Annotated in this window: 21 protein-coding genes; 9 read left to right on the top strand and 12 right to left on the bottom strand. The window is 70.4% G+C overall.

The window, feature by feature from the left end:
• Positions 1–149: 149 nt before the first annotated feature.
• Positions 150–1,475, bottom strand: a complete 1,326-nt coding sequence (locus AB0B45_RS19650) for a PLP-dependent aminotransferase family protein (protein ID WP_358132296.1) — start codon at positions 1,473–1,475, stop codon at positions 150–152.
• Positions 1,476–1,584: 109 nt separating this feature from the next.
• Here AB0B45_RS19650 and AB0B45_RS19645 point away from each other — a divergent pair, with 109 nt between their 5' ends.
• From AB0B45_RS19645 to AB0B45_RS19635, 3 genes are all read left to right on the top strand, one after another.
• A complete protein-coding gene (locus tag AB0B45_RS19645) occupies positions 1,585–2,487 on the top strand; it encodes a branched-chain amino acid transaminase (RefSeq protein WP_358132294.1) in 903 nt (300 codons plus the stop codon).
• Positions 2,488–2,564: 77 nt separating this feature from the next.
• The gene (locus AB0B45_RS19640; RefSeq protein WP_358132292.1) at positions 2,565–3,152 is read left to right on the top strand and encodes a CGNR zinc finger domain-containing protein; all 588 of its coding nucleotides are present in this window, start codon (positions 2,565–2,567) and stop codon (positions 3,150–3,152) included.
• Positions 3,149–3,592 (top strand): protein-tyrosine phosphatase family protein, encoded by a 444-nt coding sequence (locus AB0B45_RS19635; protein WP_358132290.1) that lies wholly within the window; start codon positions 3,149–3,151, stop codon positions 3,590–3,592. Before AB0B45_RS19640 ends, AB0B45_RS19635 begins: the two co-directional genes overlap by 4 nt.
• 42 nt (positions 3,593–3,634) lie before the next feature.
• Here the strand turns inward: AB0B45_RS19635 and AB0B45_RS19630 are convergent, their stop codons facing one another.
• The 5 genes from AB0B45_RS19630 to AB0B45_RS19610 all read right to left on the bottom strand — a co-directional run bounded on the left by AB0B45_RS19630 (position 3,635) and on the right by AB0B45_RS19610 (position 12,783).
• Complete coding sequence (locus AB0B45_RS19630; protein ID WP_358132288.1) at positions 3,635–4,624, bottom strand: serine hydrolase domain-containing protein; 990 nt, start codon at positions 4,622–4,624, stop codon at positions 3,635–3,637.
• Positions 4,625–4,689: 65 nt separating this feature from the next.
• Complete coding sequence (locus tag AB0B45_RS19625; RefSeq protein WP_358132287.1) at positions 4,690–6,345, bottom strand: FAD-dependent oxidoreductase; 1,656 nt, start codon at positions 6,343–6,345, stop codon at positions 4,690–4,692.
• A gap of 128 nt (positions 6,346–6,473) precedes the next feature.
• Entirely contained in the window at positions 6,474–8,873 is a 2,400-nt protein-coding gene (locus AB0B45_RS19620; RefSeq protein WP_358132285.1) for a glycosyl hydrolase family 65 protein, read from the bottom strand.
• Positions 8,870–9,625, bottom strand: a complete 756-nt coding sequence (locus AB0B45_RS19615) for a beta-phosphoglucomutase family hydrolase (protein WP_358132283.1) — start codon at positions 9,623–9,625, stop codon at positions 8,870–8,872. The genes AB0B45_RS19620 and AB0B45_RS19615 overlap by 4 nt, the downstream gene beginning before the upstream one ends.
• A gap of 194 nt (positions 9,626–9,819) precedes the next feature.
• Positions 9,820–12,783, bottom strand: a complete 2,964-nt coding sequence (locus tag AB0B45_RS19610; RefSeq protein ID WP_358132281.1) for a CARDB domain-containing protein — start codon at positions 12,781–12,783, stop codon at positions 9,820–9,822.
• A 232-nt stretch (positions 12,784–13,015) separates the two neighbouring features.
• Here AB0B45_RS19610 and AB0B45_RS19605 point away from each other — a divergent pair, with 232 nt between their 5' ends.
• A complete protein-coding gene (locus AB0B45_RS19605; protein ID WP_358132279.1) occupies positions 13,016–14,494 on the top strand; it encodes a TIGR00366 family protein in 1,479 nt (492 codons plus the stop codon).
• 323 nt (positions 14,495–14,817) lie between these two features.
• Here AB0B45_RS19605 and AB0B45_RS19600 read toward each other — a convergent pair whose 3' ends face one another.
• From AB0B45_RS19600 to AB0B45_RS19585, 4 genes are all read right to left on the bottom strand, one after another.
• Positions 14,818–15,042 carry a DUF3040 domain-containing protein gene (locus tag AB0B45_RS19600; protein ID WP_358132277.1) on the bottom strand — a complete coding sequence of 75 codons (225 nt, stop codon included), beginning with the start codon at positions 15,040–15,042 and terminating at the stop codon, positions 14,818–14,820.
• A gap of 34 nt (positions 15,043–15,076) precedes the next feature.
• The gene (ctaD, locus tag AB0B45_RS19595) at positions 15,077–16,780 is read right to left on the bottom strand and encodes a cytochrome c oxidase subunit I (protein ID WP_358132275.1); all 1,704 of its coding nucleotides are present in this window, start codon (positions 16,778–16,780) and stop codon (positions 15,077–15,079) included.
• Positions 16,781–16,952: 172 nt separating this feature from the next.
• Positions 16,953–17,750 (bottom strand): SigB/SigF/SigG family RNA polymerase sigma factor, encoded by a 798-nt coding sequence (locus tag AB0B45_RS19590; protein WP_358132273.1) that lies wholly within the window; start codon positions 17,748–17,750, stop codon positions 16,953–16,955.
• Positions 17,751–17,991: 241 nt separating this feature from the next.
• Positions 17,992–18,348: an STAS domain-containing protein gene (locus AB0B45_RS19585; protein WP_358132272.1), complete on the bottom strand. Its 357-nt coding sequence runs from the start codon at positions 18,346–18,348 to the stop codon at positions 17,992–17,994.
• A gap of 261 nt (positions 18,349–18,609) precedes the next feature.
• On the opposite strand from AB0B45_RS19585, the gene AB0B45_RS19580 reads away from it, so the two are divergent.
• From AB0B45_RS19580 to AB0B45_RS19565, 4 genes are all read left to right on the top strand, one after another.
• Positions 18,610–19,311 carry an alpha/beta hydrolase gene (locus AB0B45_RS19580; RefSeq protein WP_358132270.1) on the top strand — a complete coding sequence of 234 codons (702 nt, stop codon included), beginning with the start codon at positions 18,610–18,612 and terminating at the stop codon, positions 19,309–19,311.
• Positions 19,312–19,546: 235 nt separating this feature from the next.
• Positions 19,547–19,747, top strand: a complete 201-nt coding sequence (locus AB0B45_RS19575; RefSeq protein ID WP_358132268.1) for a hypothetical protein — start codon at positions 19,547–19,549, stop codon at positions 19,745–19,747.
• Positions 19,696–21,114 (top strand): amidase, encoded by a 1,419-nt coding sequence (locus tag AB0B45_RS19570; protein ID WP_358132266.1) that lies wholly within the window; start codon positions 19,696–19,698, stop codon positions 21,112–21,114. The genes AB0B45_RS19575 and AB0B45_RS19570 overlap by 52 nt, the downstream gene beginning before the upstream one ends.
• A 197-nt stretch (positions 21,115–21,311) precedes the next feature.
• Positions 21,312–22,502, top strand: coding sequence for an MFS transporter (locus tag AB0B45_RS19565; RefSeq protein WP_358132264.1), 1,191 nt, complete (start codon positions 21,312–21,314; stop codon positions 22,500–22,502).
• A 52-nt stretch (positions 22,503–22,554) separates the two neighbouring features.
• Here AB0B45_RS19565 and AB0B45_RS19560 read toward each other — a convergent pair whose 3' ends face one another.
• Positions 22,555–23,928 (bottom strand): PLP-dependent aminotransferase family protein, encoded by a 1,374-nt coding sequence (locus AB0B45_RS19560; protein WP_358132262.1) that lies wholly within the window; start codon positions 23,926–23,928, stop codon positions 22,555–22,557.
• A gap of 46 nt (positions 23,929–23,974) precedes the next feature.
• Here AB0B45_RS19560 and AB0B45_RS19555 point away from each other — a divergent pair, with 46 nt between their 5' ends.
• On the top strand, positions 23,975–25,384 hold the full coding sequence (locus tag AB0B45_RS19555) for an MFS transporter (RefSeq protein ID WP_358132260.1): 1,410 nt from the start codon (positions 23,975–23,977) through the stop codon (positions 25,382–25,384).
• A gap of 168 nt (positions 25,385–25,552) precedes the next feature.
• Here the strand turns inward: AB0B45_RS19555 and AB0B45_RS19550 are convergent, their stop codons facing one another.
• The gene (locus AB0B45_RS19550) at positions 25,553–25,708 is read right to left on the bottom strand and encodes a DUF6131 family protein (RefSeq protein ID WP_358132259.1); all 156 of its coding nucleotides are present in this window, start codon (positions 25,706–25,708) and stop codon (positions 25,553–25,555) included.
• Between the last annotated feature and the right edge of the window lie 505 nt (positions 25,709–26,213).

Below are 26,213 nucleotides of genomic sequence, written 5' to 3'. Positions count from 1 at the left end.
CGGCAAGACCGGCAACCGCTTCCTGGAGGTTCACCCCTCCCGGCCGGCCCTAACGCCTGGTGGACCGCGTCGTCCACACGCGCAGGATCACCTGAGGCGGGACGGCTGCCCGCTGCCTGGCGGCATTCCGTCGACAGCGCGGACGGCGATCAGGTCCGGTCCCGCCACGCGTCGGCGAGTCCTGCGACCGCCTGATCGAGCAGCTCGGGTGGGAGGGCGAAGCTGAGGCGCACGCGGTCGCGATGGCGGCCGTCGGCGGAGAACAGCGAGCCGGGCGCGACCGCGACGCCGTAGCGGCGGGTTCGAACGGCGAAACGGTCGGTGTCGGTCCCTGGCAGCCGGACCCAGAGCGACAGTCCTCCGCGCGGCGGCTCCCAGCTCCATTCGGGGAGCGCCGCCCGGAGCTCGGCGGCCAGATGGTCGCGACGGCGAGCCAGTTCCTCCCGCCACGGCGCGACGGGGTTGTGTTCCAGCAGTTCCGCCGCGAGGCGCTGGGAGACCGCGCTGGTGGCCAGGTCGCTGTCCTGCTTGGCCTCGGCCAGCCGCGCGAGCAACGACTCGGGCGCGCGTACCCAGCCGACCCGCAGCCCGCCCCACAACACCTTGGACAGCGAGCCCACGGTGACCGTGCCGTGCGGGTGCGCTTCGGCCAGTGGCGCGGGGGCGCCGCCCTCGAACACCAGCTCCGCGAGGGTCCTGTCCTCGACGACCACGATGCCCTCGGCGCGCGCGAGCTCGGCCACGTGCGCCAGGTCGTGGACGGCGCCCGTGGGGTTGTTGACGCCGACCACGTAGACGACTTCGGGCCGGTGCCGGTCGATCGCCTCGCGGACCGCCCTGGCGTCCGTCATGGTCACGGGTACGGCACGCGCTCCCGCCCGCTCGAAGACGGTGAGCGCGCCCCCGTACGTCGGATCCTCGACCAGCACCCTGTCCCCCGGCCGCAGCAGCACCCTGGCGGCCAGATCGATGGCCTGCTGCGCGCCGCCGGTGATCAGGACCTGCCCGCCCAGCAGCGAGCGCAGCCGCGGCTCCCCCATGGGGTCGTAGCCGTGGCCGCTCGGGGTGCGCAGGAGCTCGGCCACCTCCAGCGCGGGCAGGATCAGGTGAGAGGGGTCGGGCACGACGGAGGTCGACAGGTCGGCGAGGACGGCGCCCGCGCGCATCAGCCCCGCGAAGCCGGGGCGGCCGTTCTGAGCCGTCTCGCGCACGTAGGTGCCGCTGCCGTGGCGGCGCTCGAACAGCCCCTCCTCGCACAGCGTGGTGAGGGCCGCGGCGACCGTACCGCGGCTGAGCCCGACGATCCGAGCCAGGTCGCGCTCGGACGGCAGCCTGCCCCCTGGGGCCAGCGCGCCGGACTCCGCCAGGTCGCTCAGCGCACCGGCCAGTCTGCGGCCGGGTGACTCCCTGCCTTCGCGCAGCCGCAGCCGGTCGCGGACGAGGACGGCGAACCTGTCCAGCTCCTCACTTCTCACGGGCCCTTCCGCCTCCTTGTCCGGTCCAACGATCCGTTGCTAACTTTGCCACTTGACGCTGAAGAGGCTCAAGTTCCGTATTGCGATTAGGCCACTTGAGGAGCACACGATGAGGTTGCCCGAGGCTGGAACGATCTGGATGGACGGCACGCTCGTCCCTTGGGCGGAGGCGCGCGTCCACGTGCTGTCACACGCCCTGCACTACGGCACCGCCGTACTGGAAGGCACCAACGTGTACGAGACGCCCGAGGGGCCCGCCGTCTTCCGGCTCGACGACCACCTGGCCAGGCTCTACCGCAGCGCGAAGATCATCTCGCTGGCCGTGCCTTACGGCTATCACGAGCTGCGCGCCGCCACCCTCCGCACGGTCGCCGCCAACGGCCTCCGGTCCTGCTACATCCGCCACCTCGTTCACCGCGGCTACGGCGAGATGGGCATCTCGGCCAGGAACTGCCCGGTCTCCGTGTCGATCGCGGCCTGGGAGTGGGGGGCCTACCTCGACGACGGAGTGCGGCTGATGACCAGTTCGTGGCGGCGCAACGACCCTGCCGTCGTCCCCACACTCGCCAAGGCCACCGGGCCCTACCTGAACTCGGTGCTGGCCAAGGCGGAGGCGCTGGACGCGGGATTCGACGAGGCCGTGCTGCTCAACGCGGCCGGGCACGTGAGCGAGTGCACGGGCGCCAACCTGTTCATGATCTCCGACGGCGTGCTGGTGACCCCGCCCGACAGCGCGGGGGCCCTGGCCGGCATCACTCAGGACACGGTCGAGCGGCTGGCCTTCGACCTCGGCCTGCCGACGCGGCGGCGCGACATCCTGCGCGCCGAGCTCTACACGGCCGAGGAGGTGTTCCTGTGCGGGACGGCCGCCGGGATCGTCCCCGTCGCCTCCGTCGACCACCGCGAGATCGACCCTGAGGGGCCCGTGACCGCCAAGCTGAAGCACGCCTACGACGCCGCCGTCCACGGCCACGACCCCCGCCATCGCGACTGGCTCACCCTGGTCGGCTAGCGCACGGAGACTCGAAAACATCACGGAGTAAGGGGTACAGTTTCATTTTACCGGTTACTCAAGCCAGAAGGTAAGTAGTGAAAATCCCTGTCTCCGAATACACGGTGGGGGCGGTGGTCGCGACCGACCTGGTCAACACCTCGCCCACCGTGCGGGCCACCGCGGGCGAGGCCCTCACCGACCCCGGGGCGCTGGCGGGCTTCCTGGCCGAGCACGGCCTCCGGCTCGACGCCATGACGGATGAGCGGTCGCCGACCAGCGACGACCTCCACCAGGTGTGCCTCCTCCGCAGGGAGGTGCGGGTCATCCTGGAGACCGCGACGGAGGACCACGCCGTCGCGGGCGCGATCGTCCTGGTCAGGCGCGCCGGCCTCGGCCCTGTACTGCAGCGCGACGCCGACGGCCGTTGGCAGTGGTACGTCCCGACCGCGCCTGGCGCGCCGCTCGCGGACGAGCTGGCCACGCTCGTCGGCACCGCGCTGCTCGGCGTCGTCCGGGCGCTGGGCCACGAGCGCTTCCGCCCCTGCGCCGCCCTGGACTGCCGCGGGGTGTTCGTCGACATCAGCAGGCCCGGCCGCCGCCGCTACTGCAGTGACCTGTGCGGCAACCGCCTCAACGTCGCCAACCACCGTGCCCGGCTGCGCGTCGGGAGTGTGGCTCGGTGAGCGGCCCGCCGCTCGTGGGCGCTGTCCGGCTGCCGGACGGCTCCTGGGTCCGCGGCCGCGGCCTGCGCCGCCCGCTTCCTGAGGGGCCGGTGCCCGACTTCGGCCTCTACCTGGGGTCCCCGCGTCTGCGCGGCCGGCACGAAGGGGAGCTGTGCTGGCCGCGCGAGTGGATCGAGTGGCCGGACTTCCTGCTGCCCCGCGACAGGGAGCGGGCCATCCGGCACATCCGCGCGCTGCACGAGCTCGCGAGGGAAGGCGCGGCGGTGGAGGTCGCCTGCGGGGGCGGCGTGGGACGTACCGGCACCGTCATCGCCTGCCTCGCCGTTCTGGCCGGGGTGGACCCGGCGGACGCGGTCGCATGGACGCGGGCGCACCACCACCACAGGGCCGTGGAGACCCCGTGGCAACGCCGTTGGGTGACCCGGTTCCCGAAGGGTTGACCCGGCAGGCGGCGCGCGGGCCCCGCGACTGCGGGGCCCTGCTCATGACGTCAAGGCGCGGAACAGGGCGGAGGCAGTGCCGTCCACGGATCGGGAGGTGCTGCTCAGCACGGCGACACCGATCCGCCGATCCGGGTCGAGGCCGAGGTAGGAGGCGAAGCCGCCGGTGCGCCCGTTGTGCCAGATCCGGCGGCCGCCGCCGATCGTCGGATGCAGGTGGGATTCCATCCAACCGAGCTGGACCGCCTGCGACGAGTTGATCCGGTGCTCGCTCTGGCGGCTGAGGCGGATCGCCTCGTCACGGCACTCGATCTGGGCCCGGAGGAAGGTGAGCAGGTCCGCCGCCGTCGAGCGGAGCCCGCCCGCCCCGGCCAGCGCGGCCAGGTTCCAGGGCGGGGTCGGCCGGCCGCGCCTGGTGTGCCCCTGGACGACGGGTTCGCCGAGACCGGTTCTGGTCAGGCTCAGCGGCTTGCACACGCTCTCGGTGACCAGCGTCGCGTAGTCGGTTCCCGCGCGGGCGGCCAGTGCCAGCCCGAGCAGGCCCGCGCCGAGATTGGAATACCGGAACCGTTCGCCGGGCAGCGAGCGGAGCCGGGTGTCTGCCAGCCCCGCGAGGATCGCGGCCTCGTCGTAGTGCGAGTAGGGGTCGAGGTTGCCGTTCGGGAATCCGCGGATCATCTGCCAGATCGCCCCCTTGGGCAGGCGCGGCAGCCCGGAGGTGTGCTGCGCCAGCTGGCGCAGCAGGATCTCCCGGCCGCCGCGCGCGGGCATGGCGGTGCCCGCGGGGAACAGGTCGCGCACCGGCTCGTCCAGCGCCGCCGTACCCGCGACGACCTGCTTGGCCAGCGCCAGGCCTGTGAACACCTTGGTCACCGAGGCGATCTCGAACACGGTGTCGCCGTCGGGCGAGCCGGGCCCCGCGCCGCGGATCTCGGTTCGCTCTCCCACGAGCACCCCCACGACCGCCGCCGACCTTCCGGCCGCCAGACCGTCCACGGCCCCCTGGACGATCTGCTCAACACCTCGCCCCACGGGCACCCCTTCCGAAGAACACTCAGGCCGACAATACGGGCACCCAGCCGGATCCCGCCCTTCGGTCAGGCGCGCAGCGCGGCCAGCACCTCGTTGGCGGCACGCTCGCCCTCGGTGGCTCCGCCGTTCATGAAGCCCTGGAAGTCGTACGAGCAGTGCTCGCCCGCCAGGTGCACCCCGCCTTGGGCGGTGCTCTCGTAGCCGGCGTACCTGTGCAGGTAGCCGACGGGCCAGTAGGAGTAGGCGCCAAGAGCGTAGGGGTTCTTGTGCCAGGCAGACAGCTGGGCGCGGCCGTTCCACTGGGCCTTGGTGCCGGGGAAGACCTGGTCGATCTGGCTGAGCATGGTGCCGGCCAGGGTGCGCACGTACGGGTCGGTATGGGTGGCGAAGGGAGTGGAGGGGTTGAGCGCGTGCGCCAGGCTGCCGCCGCCGTACTGGATCAGGATGCCGCTCGTGCCCGCCTGCCCCTTGGTGGTGTCCCAGCACTGCTGAAAGGTCAGGTCGGTGAAGCAGTCGCCGGCCGACACGCCTGGCCACGGGCCCGTCCCCACCCATGGACGGCCGGTGAACTGCATGTTGAGCTTGGTCACGTAGCCCATCCGGGCGTCGCGCAGCAGGTTCGTCATGCGGGCGTCGAATCCCGCTCTGGACAGGTCGAGGCCTTGCAGGATGGGCAGGGGCACGGTGATGACCGTGTGGTCGGCGGTGACGGTCTTCGTGGTGCCGCCGTTGTCGAACGTGAGCGTCTGCGTGCCGTCCGCGTTCGCGCGTACGGCCAGCAGCTTCCAGCCCATCTGGATCGATCCCGAGGGCAGCGTGTCCGCGATGGCGCCGGGGAGCTGGTCGTTGCCGCCGACGATGTGATAGCGCTCGTCGGACAGGCCCCACACGTTGAAGTGGCCGGGGTTGGGCTGGTAGCCGAGCAGCAGGATGAGCGCCAGCGACGACTGGTCGACGGTGTCGGCGCCGTACTCCACGTTGTAGGCCACGTCCAGGAAGCGGCCCAGGTTCGAGGAGTGGCCGCCGGGCACGCGCGAGTCGATCCAGTCGTGCAGCGACATGTTGTCCAGCGCGGTTCCCGCGGGCGTCGTGCTGTTCCACATCACCTCCCCCGCCGCCATCAGGTCGGAGTGGAGCGCCTGGTAGATCTCCTTGAAGTCGGCGTCGGCCTGCGCGCGCGGGTAGTACCCGCCGTCGAAGCGCAGGATCTCCTCGGCGCCGTTGGGTCCTGACGCCGCGAAGTCGACCGTGGGCAGGTTGAAGCGGCGGCACAGCTCCCGCATCTTCCTGTGCTCCTGGTCGATGAGCTCGCCACCGATCTCCGAGGTCTGGCCGCCGCTCCACAGCGCGCGCTGGGAGTACATCCGGCCGCCGACCCGGTCGGGGTTGGCCTCGTAGACGATGGGTGTCGCTCCCGCGTCGCGCAAGGTGAGCGCGGCGGTCAGGCCCGCGATGCCGGCGCCGATGACGGCCACCCGGGCCGGTTTGGGCGGCTTGGCGGTCTCGGCGCGCGCCCGCCTCGGCATCGCGCCGACCGCGGCCACGCTCAGACCGGCGATCGCGACCCGCTTGAGCAGCTCACGCCTGGCCATCCCGCCGGGCTCGGCGACGGCCTCGGCGCGCAGCCCGCGCAACTCGTCGACGGGGATGCCCAGCCTTCGGGCGTCGCCATGTTCGGCGGCCATGCGCTGAAGAGCACGCAGGGAAGAGGTTCTTGCCATGGGGGGTGACCTTCCTGATCGTGTTGCCGATCAGCTTGAGGTCCTCCCCGCCGCGCCGACAGCCTCCAGGCCGTAACCGATCACGACCATTCGACAACACCATGCACCGTCGGTCACCGGCGCCCTTGTCATGTGAGCCCGGATGCCGTGATCGGAGACGGATCGTTCCCCGCCGGTCTCAGGCGGCGCCGCGCCGGTTCGCGTCCGCGTGGTTGGCGCGGCACGGTGGTCTCCGGCGGAGCGGCGGGGATGGGGCAGGTGACCGGCCTGCCGCGCGTGACGGTGATCGGCTTCGCGTGGTGTGCGACCGTCAACGGATCGCCGTCGATCAGCGTATAGGTGGCGGCTGCGGCGTCCACCCGCACCGCCAGTGTGCTCCCTCGCATGACGACGGTGAAGCCGAGCCGGGTCAGCCCGTCGGGAAGTCTGGGGCTGAATGCCAGCCGGCCGTTCCTCCGGCGCATCCCTGCCAGGCCGTTGACCAGAGCGATCCAGCTCCCGGCCAGCGAGGCGATGTGGAGGCCGTCGCGGGTGTTGTGCTCGAGATCGTCGAGATCCATGAGAGCGGCCTCGGCCACATAGTCGTAGGCCAACCGCAGGTGCCCGACCTCGGCGGCGAGGACCGCCTGGGCGCTGGCCGACAGCGAGGAGTCCCGGACGGTGAGCCGTTCGTAGTAGTCGAAGTTGCGGACCTTCTGCTCGGCGGTGAAGGCATCACCACGCCGGAACATGGCCAGGACGAGGTCGGCCTGTTTGACCACCTGCTTGCGATACAGGTCGAAGTAGGGGAAGTGCAGCAGCAGGGGATACTGCTCGTCGGTGGTGGCGTCGAAGTCCCACACCTCGTGCCCGGTGAACCCGGCCGCCTGGGGGTGGACGCCGAGCGCCTCGTCGTAGGGGACGTGCATCGCCTCCGCCGCGTCGCGCCACCCGGCCATCTCCTCGTCGTCGATGCCCAGCTCGCGCGCGCGGTCGGGGTGGCGGCGAGCGGCCTCGGCGGCGGCGACCAGGTTCTGCTGCGCCATCAGGTTGGTGTAGACGTTGTCGTCGGCGATGGCGCTGTACTCGTCGGGACCGGTGACCCCGTCGAGGTGGAATCGGCCCTGCGCGTCATGGTGTCCCAGGGAACGCCACAGCCGCGCGGTCTGTGCCAGCAGCTCCAGCCCGACCGCGCGCTCGAAGGCCTCGTCACCCGTGCAGTCGACGTAGCGGATGACCGCGTCGGCGATGTCGGCGTTGATGTGGAAGGCGGCGGTGCCGGCAGGCCAGTAGCCCGAGCATTCCTCTCCGGCGATCGTCCGCCACGGGAAGGCCGCCCCGCGCAGCCCCAGCTGGCCGGCTCGTTCCACGGCCAGGGGCAGCGTGGAGTGCCGCCAGCGCAGGGCGTGCGCGGCGGCGGCGGGCACGACCTGGGTGAGCAGTGGCAGCACGTACGCTTCGGTGTCCCAGAAGCTGTGGCCGTCGTATCCGGGCCCGGTCAGGCCCTTGGCGGGGATCGCCCGTCCCTCGGCCCTGGCTCCGGCCTGCAGCACATGGAACATCGAGAAGCGCACCGCCTGCTGGATCTCGCTGTCTCCCTCGACCTGCACGTCCGCGTTCGCCCAGAACGCGTCCAGGTAGGCACGCTGCTCGGCCAGCAGGCCGTCCCATCCCGTCTGCACCGCGCCGGCGAGAGCGGCAGCGGCCTGGTCCCGCACGGCGGGCTGCGAACGCGCTCCCGACCAGCCGTAGCCCACGAACTTGATCACCCGCAGCCGCTGCCCCCGCTGGAGGGACGCCATGATGGTGACCCGTCCGACATTGGGCAGGCTCTCGGCGCTGACCTGGACGCCGTCCGGTCCCTCGATGACATGGTCCATCCCCACGGCGACGCACAGGCCGCTCTGCCGCGTACGGTGCACGAGCCCGGCACGGGCTTCCTTCGCCGCGTGCTCCAGCGCGAGCAGCGGGGCTTCCAGGACGGCGGCGAGCCGGGGATCGCCGCCGGGCGGCGGGAGCGGCTCGTTCGCGACGAGTTCCGACTGCACCACCAGCCGCACAGGACCGGCCAAGGACTCCACCTCGTAGCAGATCGCCGCGACGGAGCGCTGGCTGAAGGACACCAGCCGGGTCGAGGAGACGCGCACCACGTCGTCGGCTGGAGAGGCCCACTCGGCTTGACGGCGGACCACCCCGTCGCGCAGATCGAGCACCAGCTCGTGCGAGCGCAGCTCTCCGTAGCGGAGGTCGAACGGCTCGTCGTCGACGAGCAGGCGGATCAGCTTGCCGTTCGTCACGTTGATGAGCGTCTGGCCCGACTGCGGGTATCCGTAGCCCGCCTCCGCGTACGGCAGGGGCCGCAGCTCGTAGACGCCGTTGAGGTAGGAGCCCGGCAGGCCGTGCGGCTCGCCCTCCTCGAGGTTCCCCCGCCAGCCGATATGGCCGTTGGACAGCGCGAAGAGCGACTCGTACTCGGCCAGCGCGGCCAGGTCGAGGTGGGTGGCGCGCAGGCACCACGGCTCGCTGGGAAACGCCGGATGGCTGATCATGGGTGCTCCAGGAACTCGGCCAGATCCTTCACCACGACGTCGGCGCCGTGCGCCCTGAGCTCGGCGGCCTGCCCGACCCGGTCGACGCCGACCACGAATCCGAACCCGCCGGCCCGCCCCGCCGCCACTCCCGCCAGGGCGTCCTCGAACACCGCGCACTCGGCCGCGTCCATTCCGAGAGCTCGCGCGCCGGCCAGGTACATGTCCGGCGCCGGCTTGCCCGCCAGGTGATCCCGCTCGGCGGTGAGGCCGTCGACGCGTACCTCGAACAGATCCTCGATGCCGGCCGCGACGAGCACTTCACGGCAGTTCGCGCTGGAGGAGACCACCGCGCGGCGCAAGCCCGCGTCCCGCACCGCCCTGAGGTAGCGCACCGAACCCTCGTAGGGCTGCACGCCGTCCTGCCGCATCCGGCGCAGCACGATCTCGTTCTTCCTGTTGCTCAACCCCTCGACGGTCTCGGCCCCCGGCGGATCGTCGGGCTTCCCCTCCGGCAGTTCGATGCCGCGGGAGGCGAGGAAGGACCGCGTGCCGTCGGCACGCGGTTTGCCGTCCACGTAGGTGTCGTAGTCGTCCACCGGGTCGAACGGGACGTACGGCTCGCCGTGCGACCTGGCGCGCTCGCGCAGGTAGTCGTCGAACATCTCCTCCCATGCGGCGGCGTGCACCTTCGCCGTCTGGGTGAGCACGCCGTCCAGGTCGAACAGGCACGCGCGTACCCCACCGGGCAATCCCAGGTCGTTCCCTTTCACGGCATCCCCCACAGAAGGTCTCATCACTGGGAGACGTGCCCGGCGAGCCGCGTCGGCCCACCTGAAGGATCCGTGGCCGGGGTAAAGGTAAGGCACGAACTCGACCAGGCGCGTTCCCGGAGCTTGACGATCGCCGGGCGGCGGCCGGACAGGCCGGTACGGCCCGCGCACGCGCGAGCCGTACCGGATCGGGGTCAGATCATCCTGACCGCGTCGCAGCCGAAGAAGCGGTAGACCGTGCCCCCTTCCCCGGTGAAGGAGCCCTTGACGCAGGCCTTGGTCGTGGTCGGGGCCAGACCGGCGTCGCCCGAGCGGAAGTGCAGCACCATGTCCTTGTCGCCGTCGACGACCAGCTCGAGGGGCTTGTCGTTGCGCTCCACGGAGTACTCGATGTGGCCCCTCTGGTGCCTCTCGCTCGCGCCCGCGCCGCCGCCCCAGACCGCCGTCTCCGGGCCGAAGCGCACGGTGAGCGGCTGGATGGTGGTGGCGTCGAAGGCGAGCGGCAGGCCGTACTCACCCGCGGCGGTGGTCAGCACGGCCAGCGGGACGGTCGCGTTGGGCGGGTTGACGGGGTTGGGGTTGCCGCCCGGGTGGATGTTGACCGCCACGGGGACCACGCAGTCGACGGTGAACTCCGCCGCCCGCCGGTTGTTGTCCCGATCGGGGTCGAGGTCGTCGGGCCTGGCCGGCTCGACGCTCGCGGCGATCCCCACGGTGTGCTCTCCCGGCCTGGCGCAGGTGAGCGCCATCGTCGCGGCGAGCTTGCGCGGCGCGCCGATCGCCAGGGCGGGCACCGCCTGGTCGGCGGAGGCGGGGGTAACCGTGACGCCCGCCCCCGAGGTGGCGGTGATCGTCGCCTTGGCGTCCATCGGGCTGGAGGGCCCGGAATTGGACACGGTCGCCTCGACGGGCACCTGCAGCGTCTGCCCGATGAGCAGCTGCCGGGGCGGGGTGACGGTCAGGCCGGTCGCGGCCAGGTCGGCCATGGCGACGACCTTCGTCGTCTCGTTCGCCTGGTCGTCGGAGGCGTCGGGGTCGGGCCCCGCCAGGTTGTCGGCCTTGGCCGTGGCGGTGATCGTCGTCGGCCCTCCTGCCTCGTGGACGAGCCCTGCGGGCACAGCCACCTTGGCGGTGAACGACTTCTTCGCCCCCGACCCGATCTCGCCCAGGTGGGTGGTGGTCGTCCCGGTCAGGAGCGTGGTGCGGACCTGGACGGAGGTGGCGGGAGCGGGCCCGGCGTTCGCGACCGTGATCGTGTAGGTGACCTCGGCGCCGGCCGCCACCGGGTCGGGGGCGTCGGCGATCGTGACCGACAGGTCGGCGGTGTTCAGCGTCCGCCACAGCTGCTGGATCTCCTCCTCCGTCGGCTCGTGCTCCTGGACGGGGTCGACGGGCGCGTCGTCGGCGTCGCCGAACTGGCGGAAGGGCAGCGTGACCCAGCTCCAGTCGTCGAACCCGGTCAGCCTGTCCGTGCTGCTGGTGTCGCCCTTGCAGCCGGTGGGCAGGCCGTCCTTGCCCGCGGTGTTGACGTTGGCCGTCACGTCGTTCTCGAACGGCGGGTCGGCGCCGTCGCCGTCCCAGTCGGGGTTGGCGTTCAGGTCGTGGGGCGCCTTGTCGCCCTTCTTGTCGACGAAGATGAACCGGTTGACCGCGTCGGAGGGGGCGAGGATCTTGTTCTCGTCCAGTTCGTCCTCCTTCAGCTCGGCGAGCGGGGCCGTACCCCTGTCGCCGCCGTCGAGCGTGATGCGTGGCGGCGAGTAGTCGAGGATGACGCCCCCGTCCTGCCTGGGGATGCCCGGCCGGTGGTCGTAGTTCATGAGGCTGACGTAGTTGGGCTTGCAGTTGACGTCGACGTCGCCGCCGTGCTGCAGGTTGAGGTTGTGGCCGAGCTCGTGGATGAGGGCGCGGCCGTTGTGGTTGAACTCGACGAAGTCGTTGCCGCCGCGCTCGCCCTGGCCCCCGCGCTTCTTGACGCAGCTCGCCGGCTGCCTGGCGCTGATGCCGTAGTGGAAGATCGCTTCGCGATTGGCGTCGAAGCGCAGTTTCTTGGCGGCGTAGAAGGCCTGGTCGAGGCCGCAGACCATCGGGTCGGGGATGGCCGAGCCCCTGTCCCTGCCGAGGAAGTCGTCCCCGATCAGGCAGTCGGGGTCGCGGTCGTCGGTGAGGCCGTCGACGTCGTTGTCGGCCTTGTCGCCGCAGTTGCCCGGCTGCGGGTCCTCGACGCTGCCGTCGAGGTAGACGCAGTCGGGGTCGGCGCCGTCGGCGTCGCCGTCGCCGCCGTTGTCGGTCTTGTCGGAGCAGGTGCCCTTGACCTGTCCCTCCACCAGGCCGGGGTCGGCGAGCAGGCCCATGTCCAGGTGCAGGGTGATGCCGCGTTTGCGGTCGGGGTTGGACGGCGATCCCACCTTGGCGCCCGCCCAGGTCGGAGCGGCGGCGTAGGCGGCCCTGACCGCCTCCACGTCGTCCCTTCCCAAGGATTGACCGGCCACGTAGTCCAGCTCGACGAACAGGTCCTTGTGGTTCGGGTCGGACTTCAGCTCCGGCAGATTCACATCGATCACGGAGTCGGCGTCGGCGTTGTAGCCGTTGCGCTCCCACCCGTCCAGCAGCCCGTCGCCGTCGGAGTCGCCGCTGGTGGAGACGGTGCTCACGTCGAAGCAGACCTCGACGATCGGCTCGTCGTCGTCATCGCCGTCGCCGATCGCGCAGGCCTGCGGCCAGTTCACGTCGCCGGTCCACCTGCCGGTGCCCACCGGCACGACGAAGTCGAGGTTGTTGTCGCCGTTGTTGGGACTGGAGTCGCCCAGGTCGTCGCCCGAGGTGGAGTCGTGGTCCCAGATCTGGACGGCCACGGGCACGTTCGTGACCGTGTCGGGCAGCTCGTGCGCCACCACCCAGAACGGCTCGATCTGCGTCTGGTCCTCGGCTCCTCTCGGCGTGGTGCGTTCCACGCCGTTGACCCAGACCTTGGCGTAGAAGTCGGCGGCGGACTCGCCCGCCGCCTCGAGCCCTGTGTTCCTGCAGTCGTCGACGCATCTGACCTTCGTGATCGTGACGGCGAAGGCCTGCGTCGCCGCGGCCCCCACCTGGAGCGCCGGCAGCAGCGCGGCCACCAGCAGCCCCGCCACCAACGCGGCGAGGCGTGTTAAACGCATCATCGGTCCCCTCCCTGGGTGCTGTCTGTCTCCAAGGTGGGTACGGCGGGCGGCCGGGGCATGAGTAGCCCCCTGCTCACCTCGCGGCGTCAGCGGGCACAGAGGGGATCGCGTTTCCATCGGCTGCCGTGGGGTGATTATTACGGCACAGCCGTAAAGACCTACTCGTCATGCTTTTGGCCCTCGTATCACACTCCTTGCTCGCCAGCAGGAGGCCGGGAGAGGATCCCTCGTCATGAGCAACGCAGCCCCCCAGACGAAACCTGAAGGCCTGCTCGCGCGCGCGGCCCTGCGGTTCACCGCCTTCACGGAGCGGTGGCTGCCTGACGCGTTCGGCTTCGTCCTTGTCGGCACGTTCGTCATCTTCGCCCTCGGCCTGGCCACCGGCGTGCCACTGGTCGGCGCCCCCGCAGACCCGAAGGCGACGACCGGGTTCGGGCTGGTCAACGCCTGGGGCAAGGGCTTCTGGTCGCTGATCGAGTTCACCCTGCAGATGGCGATGATCATTATCGGCGGGTACGCGGTCGCCGTCTCGGCGCCGGTCGCCCGGCTGATCGGCCGGCTGGCCAGGTTCCCCACGTCACCGCGCGGCGCCATCGCCTTCACCGCGGCGATGGCGATGTTCACCGCCTACCTGAACTGGGCGTTCAGCCTGGTCTTCACCGCGATCCTGGCCAAGGAGATCGCGCGGCTGGTGCGCGGCGTGGACTACCGCGCTTTGGGCGCCATGGCCTTCCTCGGGCTGGGCACCGTGTGGGCGCAGGGGCTGTCCGGATCCGCCGCGCTGCAGGTGGCCTCGGAGACCTCCAGCCCCAAGGCGGTGCAGGAGGTGATCGCGGCGGGCCGCGGATCCGGCGTCATCCCGCTGACCGAGACCATCTTCCTGTGGCAGGGCGTGGTCGCCACACTGATCATCTTCGTGATCGCGGTCACCATGGCCTGGTTCCTGGCGCCCAGCGGCGACCGCGCCAAGACGGCCGAGGACATGGGCATCGAGCTGCGCCCCATCTCGTCAGAGCAGTCGGAGTTGTCGGACGTGGCGGCCGCGACCGGCGGCAGGCGGCCCGGCGACTGGCTGGAGCACAGCCCGCTGTTCGCCATCCTGATCTTCCTGCTCGGCGCGTGGTACCTGGTCATCTACTTCTCCTCGGCCGCCGGCAACCCGCTCAACGCCCTGAACCTCAACACCGTCAACCTGATCCTGATCCTGCTGGCGATGATCCTGCACTGGCGGCCCGTGCGGCTGATCGCCGCGGTGAAGCAGGGCACGACGGCGGCCTCGGGCGTGCTGCTGCAGTTCCCCTTCTACGGCGGCATCTTCGGCATGATCGCCTTCACCGGGCTGACCAAGACCATCGCCGGCTGGATGGTGAACGCCTCCAACCAGTTCTTCTTCCCTGCCCTGGTCGCCGTCTACTCCTGCGTGCTGGGGATCTTCGTGCCCAGCGGCGGCAGCAAGTGGGTGATCGAGGCGCCGTACGTCATCGACGCGGCCAACCAGCTGCAGGTCAACCAGGGCTGGATAGTGGTGGTCTACGACCTGGCGGAGGCCTCGGCCAACCTGCTGCAGCCGTTCTGGATGCTGCCCACGCTGGCCATCCTGGGACTGAAGGCCAGGGACATCATGGGCTACACCTTCGCCATGTTCCTGGCCTGCTTCCCCGCCACCGTCGTCCTGGTCACCCTGCTCGCCCAGACCCTCCCTTTCCCCTAGCCCGCGCCCGCCACCTCGCGTACCCAGGAAAGACGGCTGCGCGAGCGGCCCATGAATGCGGGCATCCGCCTCACCTGATGCGGCGTCATGAGCAGCAGCACACCGTTGGGCGAGTTCCTGCGGGCGCGTCGCGAAGCCCTCAAACCACAGGATGTCGGGTTGCCGGATTTCGGCCGCCGCCAGATCGGCGGCCGGGACCCGGTCGGAGTGACCTTGATCCTGTGGACCGTCTGCATGCTGGACGAGGCGTGTCCGGGAACCATGGCGGCATCTTGCCGCATTCCGCCGGGTCGCGCTCACCGCTACGAGAATGGGCGGCCGGTTCAGACGCTGAGGATCAGGAGCACCGGCAGCGTGACGACGACGATCGTGGCCAAGAGGACGATCGAGATCTCGAGGAGGCTGACCTGACAGGCGAAGCGCTGCGGCCCCGGTCTCGACCCCATGGCCTCCAGCGCGTCGAACCGGTGGGCGAGGACGCGGTCCCGCCGCATCAGGCCCGCTTCGATCTCGATCAGGATCTGACGCTCCCGTTTGGAGAGTTCCATGATCCACCTCCGGATCAGGTGACCCGTTCGGGTCTCACGGCTGGCTCTTTTCCACCGCTGTCCTGTCATGGGCCTGGGAGCCGATGGCCGCAAGCGGATAGTGCAGGTCGAAGGCGGGCCGTTCGGAGCGGATGCGCGGGATTCTCTTGAAGTTGTGGCGAGGTGGCGGGCAGGAGGTGGCCCACTCCAGGGAGTTGCCGAATCCCCACGGGTCGTCCCTGGTCACGCGGGGTGCCCACTTGGCGGTCCGCCAGACGTTGTAGAGGAACGGCAGCGTCGAGGCCCCGAGCAGGAACGCGCCCACCGACGAGATCTGGTGCAGCGTGGTGAACCCGTCGTCCGCGCTGTAGTCGGCATACCGCCTGGGCATGCCGATCGCTCCCAGCCAGTGCTGGACGAGGAAGGTGGTGTGGAAGCCGATGAACAGCATCCAGAAGTGCCACTTGCCGAGCCGCTCGTCCAGCATGCGGCCGGTCATCTTCGGCCACCAGAAGTAGAACCCGGAGAACATCGCGAACACGACCGTGCCGAACACCACGTAGTGGAAATGGGCGACGACGAAGTAGCTGTCGGTGACCTGGAAGTCCAGCGGCGGCGAACCGAGGATGACCCCGGTCAACCCGCCCAGCAGGAACGTGATGAGGAAGCCGATCGCGAACAGCATCGGCGTCTCGAAGCTCAGATGCCCGCGCCACATCGTGCCGATCCAGTTGAAGAACTTCACGCCCGTGGGCACGGCGATGAGGAACGTCATGAACGAGAAGAACGGCAGCAGCACCTGCCCGGTCGGGAACATGTGGTGCGCCCACACGGCCATCGACAGCCCGGAGATCGCGATCGTCGCCCCGACCAGGCCGACGTAGCCGAAGACCGGTTTGCGGCTGAAGACCGGAAGGACCTCGGTGATGATCCCGAAGAACGGCAGCGCGATGATGTAGACCTCGGGATGGCCGAAGAACCAGAACAGGTGCTGCCACAGCAGCGGCCCGCCGTTCTGAGGGTCGTAGACGTGGGTGCCGAACTTGCGGTCCGCCTCCAGCGCGAGCAGCGCGGCGGCCAGCACGGGGAAGGCCATCAGCACGAGCATGCTGGTCAACAGGACGTTCCAGGTGAAGATCGGCATCCGGAACATGGTCATGCCCGGCGCGCGCATGCAGATGATCGTGGTGAAGAAGTTCACCGAGCCCAGGATGGTTCCCAGGCCGCTCAGCGCCAGCCCCATGATCCATAGATCGCCGCCCGTGGTCGGGCTGTAGGTGATGTCCGACAGCGGCGTGTAGGCGAACCAGCCGAAGTCGGCGGCGCCTCCGGTGGCGATGAAACCACTGAAGGCGATCATGCCGCCGAACAGGAACAGCCAGAGGCTGACCGCGTTCAGTCGGGGGAAGGCCACGTCGGGGGCGCCGATCTGCAGCGGCATGATGACGTTGGCGAACCCGGCGAACAGCGGGGTGGCGAACAGCAGCATCATGATCGTGCCGTGCATGGTGAACAGCTGGTTGTACTGGTGGGCGGTGACCAGTTGCAGCCCCGGCTGGACGAGCTCGCCACGAATGATCAGTGCCATCACACCGGCCAGGGCGAAGAAGATGAACGAGGCGATCAGGTACATATAGCCGATGACCTTGTGATCGGTCGTCGACAGCCAGTTGGCGATCACCGTTCCCTTCGTGCGGGCCCTGGCCGGAGCGAGTGGAGATGTGAGCGGCTCGTCTTCGGGTGGCTTGTGAATGGTCATCGGACACTCCCCCTCCGCCACCGTGGCGGGTGTCGTGACAGCCGGACGTGCCTGTCGTATGGACCGCCTTACCCCGGCCTAGCTGGCCATATGCGTTTTGTCGGAAATGTCCACTACGGCGTGAACCTCGCGTTCAGCGGGATGCGATCGCCCGCCTCGGTGTGCGCCACCATCACGTTGATCGCCGATTGGCGATGGGACTCTCTTCGCAGAGCCCGGCCCGCAGCCTGTCGAGTATGTTGCGCAGGATGCGCGAGACGTGCATTTGAGAGATGCCGAACTCTGCCGCGATTTCCGCCTGGGTCAGGTTGCCGTAGAAGCGCAGGAGAAGGATGCTCTTGTCCCGCGGCGACAGAGCGTCGACGAGAGGCTTGACGGCCTGCGTGTCGATCAAGATGTCGAGTGTGTCGTCCTGGTCGGGGATGAGGTCGCCGAGGCAGGTGTTCTCGTCGCTCGTGAACGGGGCGTCGAGAGAGAAGGCGCTGTAGGCGGTGGCGGCGTCGAGGGTGAGCAGGATGTCTTCCTCGGTCAGGCGCATGTGGGCGGCCAACTCGGCGACGGTGGGCGAGCGTTGCAGGGTCTGGCTGAGGTCGGTGATGAGCCGATTGAGCTCCGCGCGGCGTTCCTGGTAGAGGCGTGGCACCCTGACGGCCCAGGTGCGGTCCCGGAAGTGCCGTTTGACCTCGCCGATCATCGTTACGACCGCATAGCCCCTGAAGTCGTGGCCGAGGTCGGGGTCGTAGCCCTTGATGGCCTTCATGAGGCCGACGTAGGCGGCCTGAAGGAGATCTTCCAAGGGTTCGCCGCGGTTGCGGTAGCGGCCGGCGATCTTCATGGCCAACCGGCTGTGCATGTGCACGATGCGCTCACGTAGCCGCTCCCGGTGGAGCGGGGAGAGGTCCGGGCGTGCCAGGGCGGCGAGCAGTTCCTCAGCAGTCATGTCGTCGAGCGTGGTGTCCTGGACGGCCATCTCTGATCCTCTTCTCGCAGGCAGCCGCCGCCAAGGAGGTCCACCCGGTGGCACGCCTGATGGATCAAGGCGAAGCCCCCTGCCGAACCTCCGATGCCGCGTTCCCCCATTGAAGGAGATATTCCACCTTTTCGTGAGATAAGTCCGTTTTGTCGAGAAGTGTCTCCGGGCGTCACCAGCACAGGATGGCCACCGCGCGCACGTGCGCCGGCGGGGCAGCTCGCTGGGATTCGGCCTGTGGTCACTCGACCTTCGAGGCGGCGGCGAGCGCGTCGGCGGTGGTGGCGTGGACAGGCAGGCGCGCGTCGAGTCCGGTGATGCGGAGCAGGCGGGCGGGTACGGGTGGCGGGGCCGCCAGGCGCAGGCTGCCGCCGTGCTGGTGGGCCAAGACGTACGCTCTGATCAGCACGCTGAGGCCGCTGCTGTCCATGAAGGGCATCTCGGTCAGCTCGACCACCAGGTGGTCGCTCGGCTGCCGCCTGGCCTGCTGGATGAAGGTGTCCAACTGGTCACTCGTGGTGTGGTCCACTTCCCCCGCTACGGTGATCACGGTGACAGCGCCGGGCAGATGCTGGCAGCTGAGCGTCAACGGCGGCATGCTCCCGACCCTAGCGACGTGACCAGGGACGGCGAAAGCCGTACCGCCGGGTGAGTCGCCGTGTGCTGCCCACCGTACCTCTCGAGAGAGCCGGACCCTCGGCACCCGCCCAAGCGCGGGGGACCGGACGGCGTCTGAGCCGACGCAACGGATCCTCGGCGATTCGCCCTGAAGCCCCTGGCCGATCGCGATCCCCACTGGTCGATGGACCCCGCGACGACGCGCCGCGAGTCTGTCGGACCGCTTCGCTACGTTGCCACCATGACGGAATTCGTACTGGTCGCAGGCGCGTGGCTCGGATCGTGGGCGTGGGAGGAGGTGGTGCCTGAGCTGCGTGCGGCCGGCCACGGCACCCACCCGTTGACGCTGTCAGGCCTCGCCGACAGGCAGGGCATGCCGGCCGGGCAGCAGACCCATGTTCAGGACATCGTCGACGAGGTCGAACGCCACGATCTGCGCGACGTCGTCCTGGTCGGGCACAGCTACTCGGGCATCCCGGTCGGTCAGGCCGCCGAGCGGATCGGAGACCGGCTGACCCGCGTCGTCTTCGTCGACTCCAACGTTCCGGCCGACGGGGAGTCGTTCGTGTCCGGCTGGTCGGCGGAGGGCCGGGCGATGGTGGAGGCCTCCATCGCCGGAAACCACGGCTTCTGGGCGCCCCTGACCGCGGCGGACTACGACGGTCAGGGGCTCACCAGCGAGCGGATCGCACGGATCGTGGGCGGCTCGACGCCGCACCCGGGCGCCACGCTGACCGAGCCGGCCGTACTGGCGCGCCCGCTCGGGGAGCTCCCGGCGACGTACATCAAGTGCCTGCTCGACGGCGACAAGCCGAGCGACGACGTGACCGAGCTGCTGGCCAGTGAGCATTGGCGGCTGGTCGAGATGGACACCGGTCACTGGCCGATGTTCTCCGAGCCGCGCGAGCTGGCCCGGATCCTGCTGCAAGCGGCCATGGTGTGACAGTTCGCGCGGACGCCGGGCGCGTGTCCACCGCCGTGCCCGGCGCGCCGCGCGGTCCCCCAGGTCTGGCCCCTCGCCTCGGCTCCGCCGTAGCTCAGCGGGACATGGCATGCACGACGGCGATAATTCAGTCGACGGCGAGAAGCGGCTGCTGTCAGCATGGGTCTTGATGTCCCGAGCGTAGTAAGCACCTCGATCACCAGCAGGGGATGGCCCCCGGAGCCTCAGGCCCGGCGTGGAGACCATCGCCCTGTTCGAGCTGTCGGTCAGCAGCGCCTTGGCCCACCACGCGCTGCTCACCCATCTGAACGACAAGGTTCCCCATGGCGGAACCATCCGTGATCGATGTGCGGGCGTCGAGGACGCCGGAAGAGGACTCTCCACATGGAACTCCATGAGTATGCGCGGTATGACGCTGTCGGGCTCAGGAACCTGATCAGGGCGGGCGAGGTCACCGCCGACGAGGTCGAGGCCGTCGCCAGGAAGGCGCTGGCGGTGGCGGACACCGAGGTGAACGGCCTGGCCTCGCCGGTGTTCGCCCCGGCGCTCGACCACGCCGACGACGGGCCCTTCGCAGGGGTCCCGTTCCTGATCAAGGACCATGGGCCGGTGGCGAAGGGTGTCCCGTTCTTCCTCGGAAGCCGGGCCCTACCGGGCGTCGTCGCCCAGCACGACAGCGAGCTGATGACCCGCTTCCGCGCCGCCGGCCTCGTCACTCTGGGCCTGACCACCGTGCCGGAGATGGCGATCAGCTTCTCCACCGAATCGGTCAGGTACGGGCCGACCCGCAACCCGTGGGATCCGGAGCGGGGCGTGGGCGGGTCGAGCGGCGGCGCCGCCGCTCTGGTCGCCGCCGGCGCCGTGCCGATCGCCCACGGCAGCGACGGAGCCGGGTCCATCCGGGTTCCGGCCTCCTGCTGCGGGCTGGTCGGGCTCAAGCCGAGCAGGGGCCGCGTCCCGTGCGGGCCCGACATGGGAGAGGCGATGCTGGGGATGGCGTACGAGTTCGGGCTGACGCGGACGGTCCGCGACGCCGCCCATCTCCTGGACGCCGTCCACGGGCCTGGTGTCGGCGACAAGTACACCGCGCCACCTCCGCGCCGCCGGTACGTCGACGAACTAGGAGCCGATCCTGGCCGGCTGCGGGTGGCGGTGACCACCAAGGCCTGGTCGGGCGCGGTGGTGGACGGCGACGTCGCCGCGGCGGCGGTCCTGGTCGCCCGCATGCTGGAGCGGATGGGTCACCCCGTCACCGACGCAGGCCCGGTCGTCGACTGGGACGCCGTCATGCAGAGCATGACGGCCGAGGCGGTCGCGATCGCCTCGCCGCTGCTCATGGCCCCCAGGCAACCCGACCCCGCCAGGCTGGAAGCCGTCTCCAGGCGGCTTCTGGACGTGGCGAGGGAGTACAGCGCGCTGGACCTGATGGCCGCCTTCGCCGCGCAGAACACGGTGACCCGATCGGTGGGCGCGTTCTTCACCGAGTACGACCTGCTCATCACCCCGACCTTGGGCCGGCTTCCCGCGCCTCACGGCACCCTGCGCTACGACGACCCAGGCCACACCCTGACGAGCTGGCTACAGTCGATCTCCGACTACGGCCCGTTCACGATGGTGTTCAACATCTCCGGCCAGCCCGCGATCAGCCTGCCGCTGGGCCACAGCGACAGCGGGCTGCCGATCGGGGTGCAGATCATCGCCCCCTACGGCCGCGAAGATGTGCTGTTCCGGATCGCCGCCCAGCTGGAACAGGCCATGCCCTGGAAGGACCGCGCTCCCGGATTCTCCGTCGGGAGGCGCTGACCTGGACGACGTCGCAGGCCCGCTCTCCTCAACGGAGCGGGCCTGCCCCTTCCGGGGGTACACCGCCCGGAGAGGCCTGGTACCGCAGGACGTGCGCGCTCACGCGGTTGAACGGCGTCGCATTGCCCGAACGTGCCCGTCGTCATCACGATAAGCAGGTCGCGCGAACGGAGCCCGACCGAGAAGAGGACGTTGCCATGACCGCTTCAGCGAGCGGCCCTCGCACCGCCGGCGCCGCGCCCGCCTGGCGGATGTGGCCGCTGTACGCGGCCGGATTCACCACCGCGTTCGGCGCGCACGGCGTCGCGGCCAACCTCGGCCAGGCCGACCGCGACCTGACGTCCTCGCTGCTCTACCTCGGGCTGCTGCTGGCCCTGTACGACGGCGCGGAGCTCGTACTCAAGCCGGTGTTCGGCACGCTGGCCGACCGGATCGGCGCCCGGCCGGTGCTGCTGGGCGGGCTGGCCGGTTTCGCCGTCGCATCGGCCGCGTTCGTCGTCGTCGACGACGCCGGATGGCTCTGGCCGGCCCGCCTCGGGCAGGGTGCGGCCGCCTCCGCGTTCTCCCCCTCCGCCGCTTCCCTGGTCGCGCGGCTGAACCCGAAGGCCAGGCACGGCCGGGCATTCGGCGGGTACGGCTTCTACAAGAGCATCGGCTACACCCTGGGCCCGCTCCTGGGCGGCGTCCTGGTCTGGCTCGGGGGCCTGACGCTGCTGTTCGCCGTGATGGCCGTGCTCTCGGTGGCCGTCGCCGTCTGGGCGGCCGTCGCCGTACCCGCCGTGCCCCCGCTCCCGCGGCGCCGTCAGACCCTCCTCGACCTCGCTCGCCGGTTGGCCGAGGGCACCTTTCTTCGACCGACCGCCGCCCTGGCCGCCGCCACCGCCGCCCTGTCGGTCGGCGTGGGCTTCCTGCCCGTCTCCGGCGCCGCCGCGGGCCTCGGCCCGCCGGCCACCGGCGCCGGCATCTCCGTGCTCGCGGCGTGCGCCGCCGTGGTCCAGCCACGAGCCGGACGGGCCCTGGACGCGGGCCGGATCAGTGCCCGTGCGGGTATCACAACCGGCCTGCTGATCACCGCCGCCGGGCTGGCCGCCGCGATGATCCCCGGGCTGCCCGGCGTACTCCTCGCGGCAGTCGGCATCGGCATCGGCACCGGGCTGATCACTCCGCTGGCCTTCGCCTCTCTCGCCTCCGCGACGCCAGAGGAGCGCATGGGGCAGACCATGGGAGCCGCCGAACTCGGCCGCGAACTCGGCGATGCGGGCGGGCCGCTGCTCGTCGCCGCCGTCGCCACGACCGCGACCCTGACATACGGGTACGCCGTCCTCGCCGTCCTGCTCGCCGCGGCGCCCCTGGTTCTGGCCAGGCGGGGTCCGGCACCGCAGAGGTGATAGAGCAGGGCGTGCGCGCTGCGGCGGAAACCGGCCTGCGAACAAGGCGGTGTCAGATCAGCGCGAACCTGGCGGCCGCCGTGCGGAGCCGGTCGGGCGTCAAACGGGCGTAGCCGAGCACCAGGCCGGGAAACAGCGGGGCCGTTCCCGCGTACTCCGACAACGGGGTGACGAGGACGCCGTGGGAGGCCAGCCGTACCGCAACGTCGCGGTCGTCGGCGGCGTCGGGCAGGCGGAGCACGACGTGCAGGCCCGCGGCGACGCCTATGGGCTCCCAGCCGGGCAGCGCCGCGAGCATCGCGTCGCGGCGGCGGCGGTAGATGGCCGTGGTCCTGCGCAGGTGACGGTCGTACCCGCCGGAGCGCAGCAGCTCGGCGAAGCCGGCCTGCTGCAACGAGCTGCAGCCGCGGTCGCTGAGCCGCTTGCCCGCCAGCACCTCGTCCCTGATCCAGTCCACGGAGGTGACCAGCCAGCCCAGCCGTAGCGCGGGCGCGAGGGTCTTGCTGAGCGTGCCGAGGTACACCACGTGGGAGGGGGCCATTCCCTGCATGGCGGCCAGCGCGGGGCGGTCGTAGCGGTACTCGGCGTCGTAGTCGTCCTCCACGATCACCGCGTCGCGCGAGCGGGCCCAGTCGAGCAGCGCGTGCCTGCGATCGGGGTGCAGCGCCATGCCCAACGGGTACTGGTGGGCCGCGGTGACGATCACTGCGCGGCATCCGCTCTCCGCCAGGACGTCCACGCGCAGCCCGTGCTCGTCGACGAGGACGGGGACGGGTCGAAGCCCCTGTCTGCGCAGCAGCTCGCTCTGCTCGGGGTTGCTCGGGTCCTCCACCGCGACGAGCCTGTGGCCCCTCCGCCGCAGGGCGTCGGCCAGGAGGGCCAGGCCCTCGAAGGTGCCGTGAGTGATCACCAGATCGTCGGCTCGCGCCCATACGGCCCGCACCCTGCCCAGATAGGAAGCCAGTTCGGCGCGGAGCGCCGGCAGGCCCGCCGTGTCGGGGTAGGACAGTTCGGGATCGGACAGCCCCGCGAGGCCGGCTTTGCACGCCGCCAGCCACGCCGACCGGGGGAACTGCGCCATGGACGGCAGGCCTGGCCGCAGGTCCAGGGCGTCGCCGGACCGGGGGCGGCGCGCCGGGGGCACCGCGTCGACGCCGACGGCCACCCCGTCGGCCACCCACGTGCCCGCGCCGCGCCTGGCCACGAGGTAGCCCTCGGCGACGAGCTGGTCGTAGGCGGTCGTGACGGTTCCGCGAGCCAGGCCGAGCTGGCCGGAGAGATCGCGACTGGAGGGAAGCGTGGTGCCGCCGTGGATCCTGCCGGCCCGGATCGCGTCGCGCAGCGCGCGTTCCAGTGCGCGCGCCCGGTGCCCGCCGTCGAGCCCGGGTAGGAGCAGCTCCCGCAAAGTGGCCCATTTCTCTGACATCAGAGTGGAGCTTATGGGTGGACCACTCCCCCGCCAAGCTGCTGGCATGAATCCATACCGGCATCCGTGGCTTATCCTGTGGACACTCCTGCTGGCCGGCGCGATCTGCGCGCTCGACACCACCGCTGTCAACGTGGCGATCCCGTCGATCATGCGCGACCTCGGCGCGGGCGTCGACGACGTTCTGTGGGTGGTCAACGCCTATGTGCTGGCCATCGTGGCGCTCATGGTCAGCGCTGGACGGCTGGCCGATGTGTACGGCCCGCGTACGCTCTTCCTCGCCGGGCTCGCCGTCTTCGTTCTCGCCTCGGCGGCCGCGGGCGTGGCGGACGGCGTGGGAACACTGATCGCGGCCAGAGCCGTCCAAGGGGTGGGCGCCGCCCTCCTGCTGCCGCAGACGGCCTCCATGGTCACGCACATCTTCCCGCCGGAACGCCGGGGGCGGGCCTTCGGGATCTGGGGGGTGGTGGCCGGAGCCGCCGTCGCGCTGGGCCCGGCTTTCGGCGGTCTCCTCATCACCTCCTTCGGCTGGCGGTGGATCTTCCATGTCAACGTGCCGCTCGGCGTCGCAGGACTCGTCGCCGTCGCGCTGGTGTGCCCGAACCCACGCGCCGGGACCAGGCGCCGCTTCGACCTGCTCGGTTCCGCGCTGCTCGCCCTGGCGCTGTTCCTCATCGCGTTCGCGCTGCTCGAGAGCCGCGCGGGGGCCGCGGGTCTGGCGCTGGTGCTCGTGGGCGTCTTCTGGCTCGTGGAGCGGGCACGGCAGCACCGCGAGCCGCTGTTGCCCTTCGCGCTGCTGAGGGACCGCAACTTCAGCCTGATGAGCGCCATCAACCTGGCGCTGCCGTGCAGCGTGGGATCGATGCTGTTCCTGACCGTCTACTACCTGCAGGAGGCGCTCGGCCTGTCCGCCGCGGCGGCGGGGCTGGTCGTGGCGGTGGCCCCGGCGGTCTCGGTGCCGTTCGCGGCCCTGTCCGGCTGGCTCACCGACCGCTACGGCGGCACGTACGTCCTGCTCGCCGGGCTGCTGCTGTTGCTCGCCGGGCTCGCGCACGTGGCCGTGACCGTCGGCGCCGAGGCGACCTGGGGCGACCTGCTTCCCGGCCTGCTCGTGTTCGGCGCGGGCATGGGAGTGGTGTACGCGCCGCCCGGCTCGATCGCCATGTACGGCGTGGCCACGGCGATGGCCGGGACCGCGTCCGGCGTCTTCTCCACCGTGACCCGCATGGGCGCCCTGATGGGCAGCGCGGCGGTGGGCGCGGTACTCCAGGCGGGCCTCGCCGCCCACGGCGACCTCGACCGGGCCGTCACATCGGCGTACCTGCTCCCCATCGTGGTGGCCGCGATCGCCGCGGCGATGACCATCGGCATCAGGCCCACCCCCTCGGCGCGGCGCCCCGCACAGCCGTCCGACCCGGCCGGTGCGCCGCGACCACAACGGGCAACCCAACGTTGAGAAGGCCGCCGTCCGCGGCGACGAAGAGGCGAGGTCTCGTGGTCGACACCCAGGAAGCCGGCCGACCCGACGCCGGCGACGCGCACCTGTCGTCGCGGGTCAGGAGGGCGGGCGCTGGTCCCGCAGCGTACTGTGTTCAGTTCGGAGGATCAGCGCCCGCGCCGGGCGTCAGAACCAGTACCGTCGGCCACCGACCGGACGGCCGATGGAGCCGAGCAGGAGCAGCACGAGGCCGACGACGAGGAGAATGGCGCCGATCGTGTAGAGGATCGAGATGTTGAGGAGCCACCCAAGCACCACCAGGATCACACCCAGGATGATCATGACAATCCTCCTTGGAGGAAATGAGCCGCTACGCGGTCGCGTAGTGACTGTCATATGCCCTGGGAGTGGCACCTAAATCGTTCGAGCGGTCACACCTATGGGTCTCGCAGAGAATCGACATGCGGTTTTCCCACCCCCCGGGCGCGTTCTCTTTGTGGTGCGGGCGTTGAGAATCCCACGCCATATCCCTACAGGTCAACGGCTTGCCAGCGGGCGGTACCATTGCCAGGCGCAGAGGCGCTCAAGAGCATGAAATAGCGCATTGACCGGCCCCCATGGATTGCCGAATCGGTGGCGAAGCGAATCCATGGGATGAGCGTTCCTCAAGCAGGTTCTCCCTCACACAGAAGGCCTGCGGTTCGACACATCTCGACGACAAGCCGCTGCGAGTGACATCAAATCCTTCGTTTAGGAACGCGTCCGGCAGCCGGGCTAGCACGGCGAGTTCGGCCCCCGCCGCCCACGCATGGGCCTCGCGCGGAATCCGCCCACTCTGGAGCGCCAG

Source organism: Nonomuraea sp. NPDC049152, assembly GCF_040648355.1.
Classification (GTDB): domain Bacteria; phylum Actinomycetota; class Actinomycetes; order Streptosporangiales; family Streptosporangiaceae; genus Nonomuraea.
Note: the sequence above shows the minus strand (reverse complement) of the source record. Positions and strands in the feature narration are given on the sequence as shown.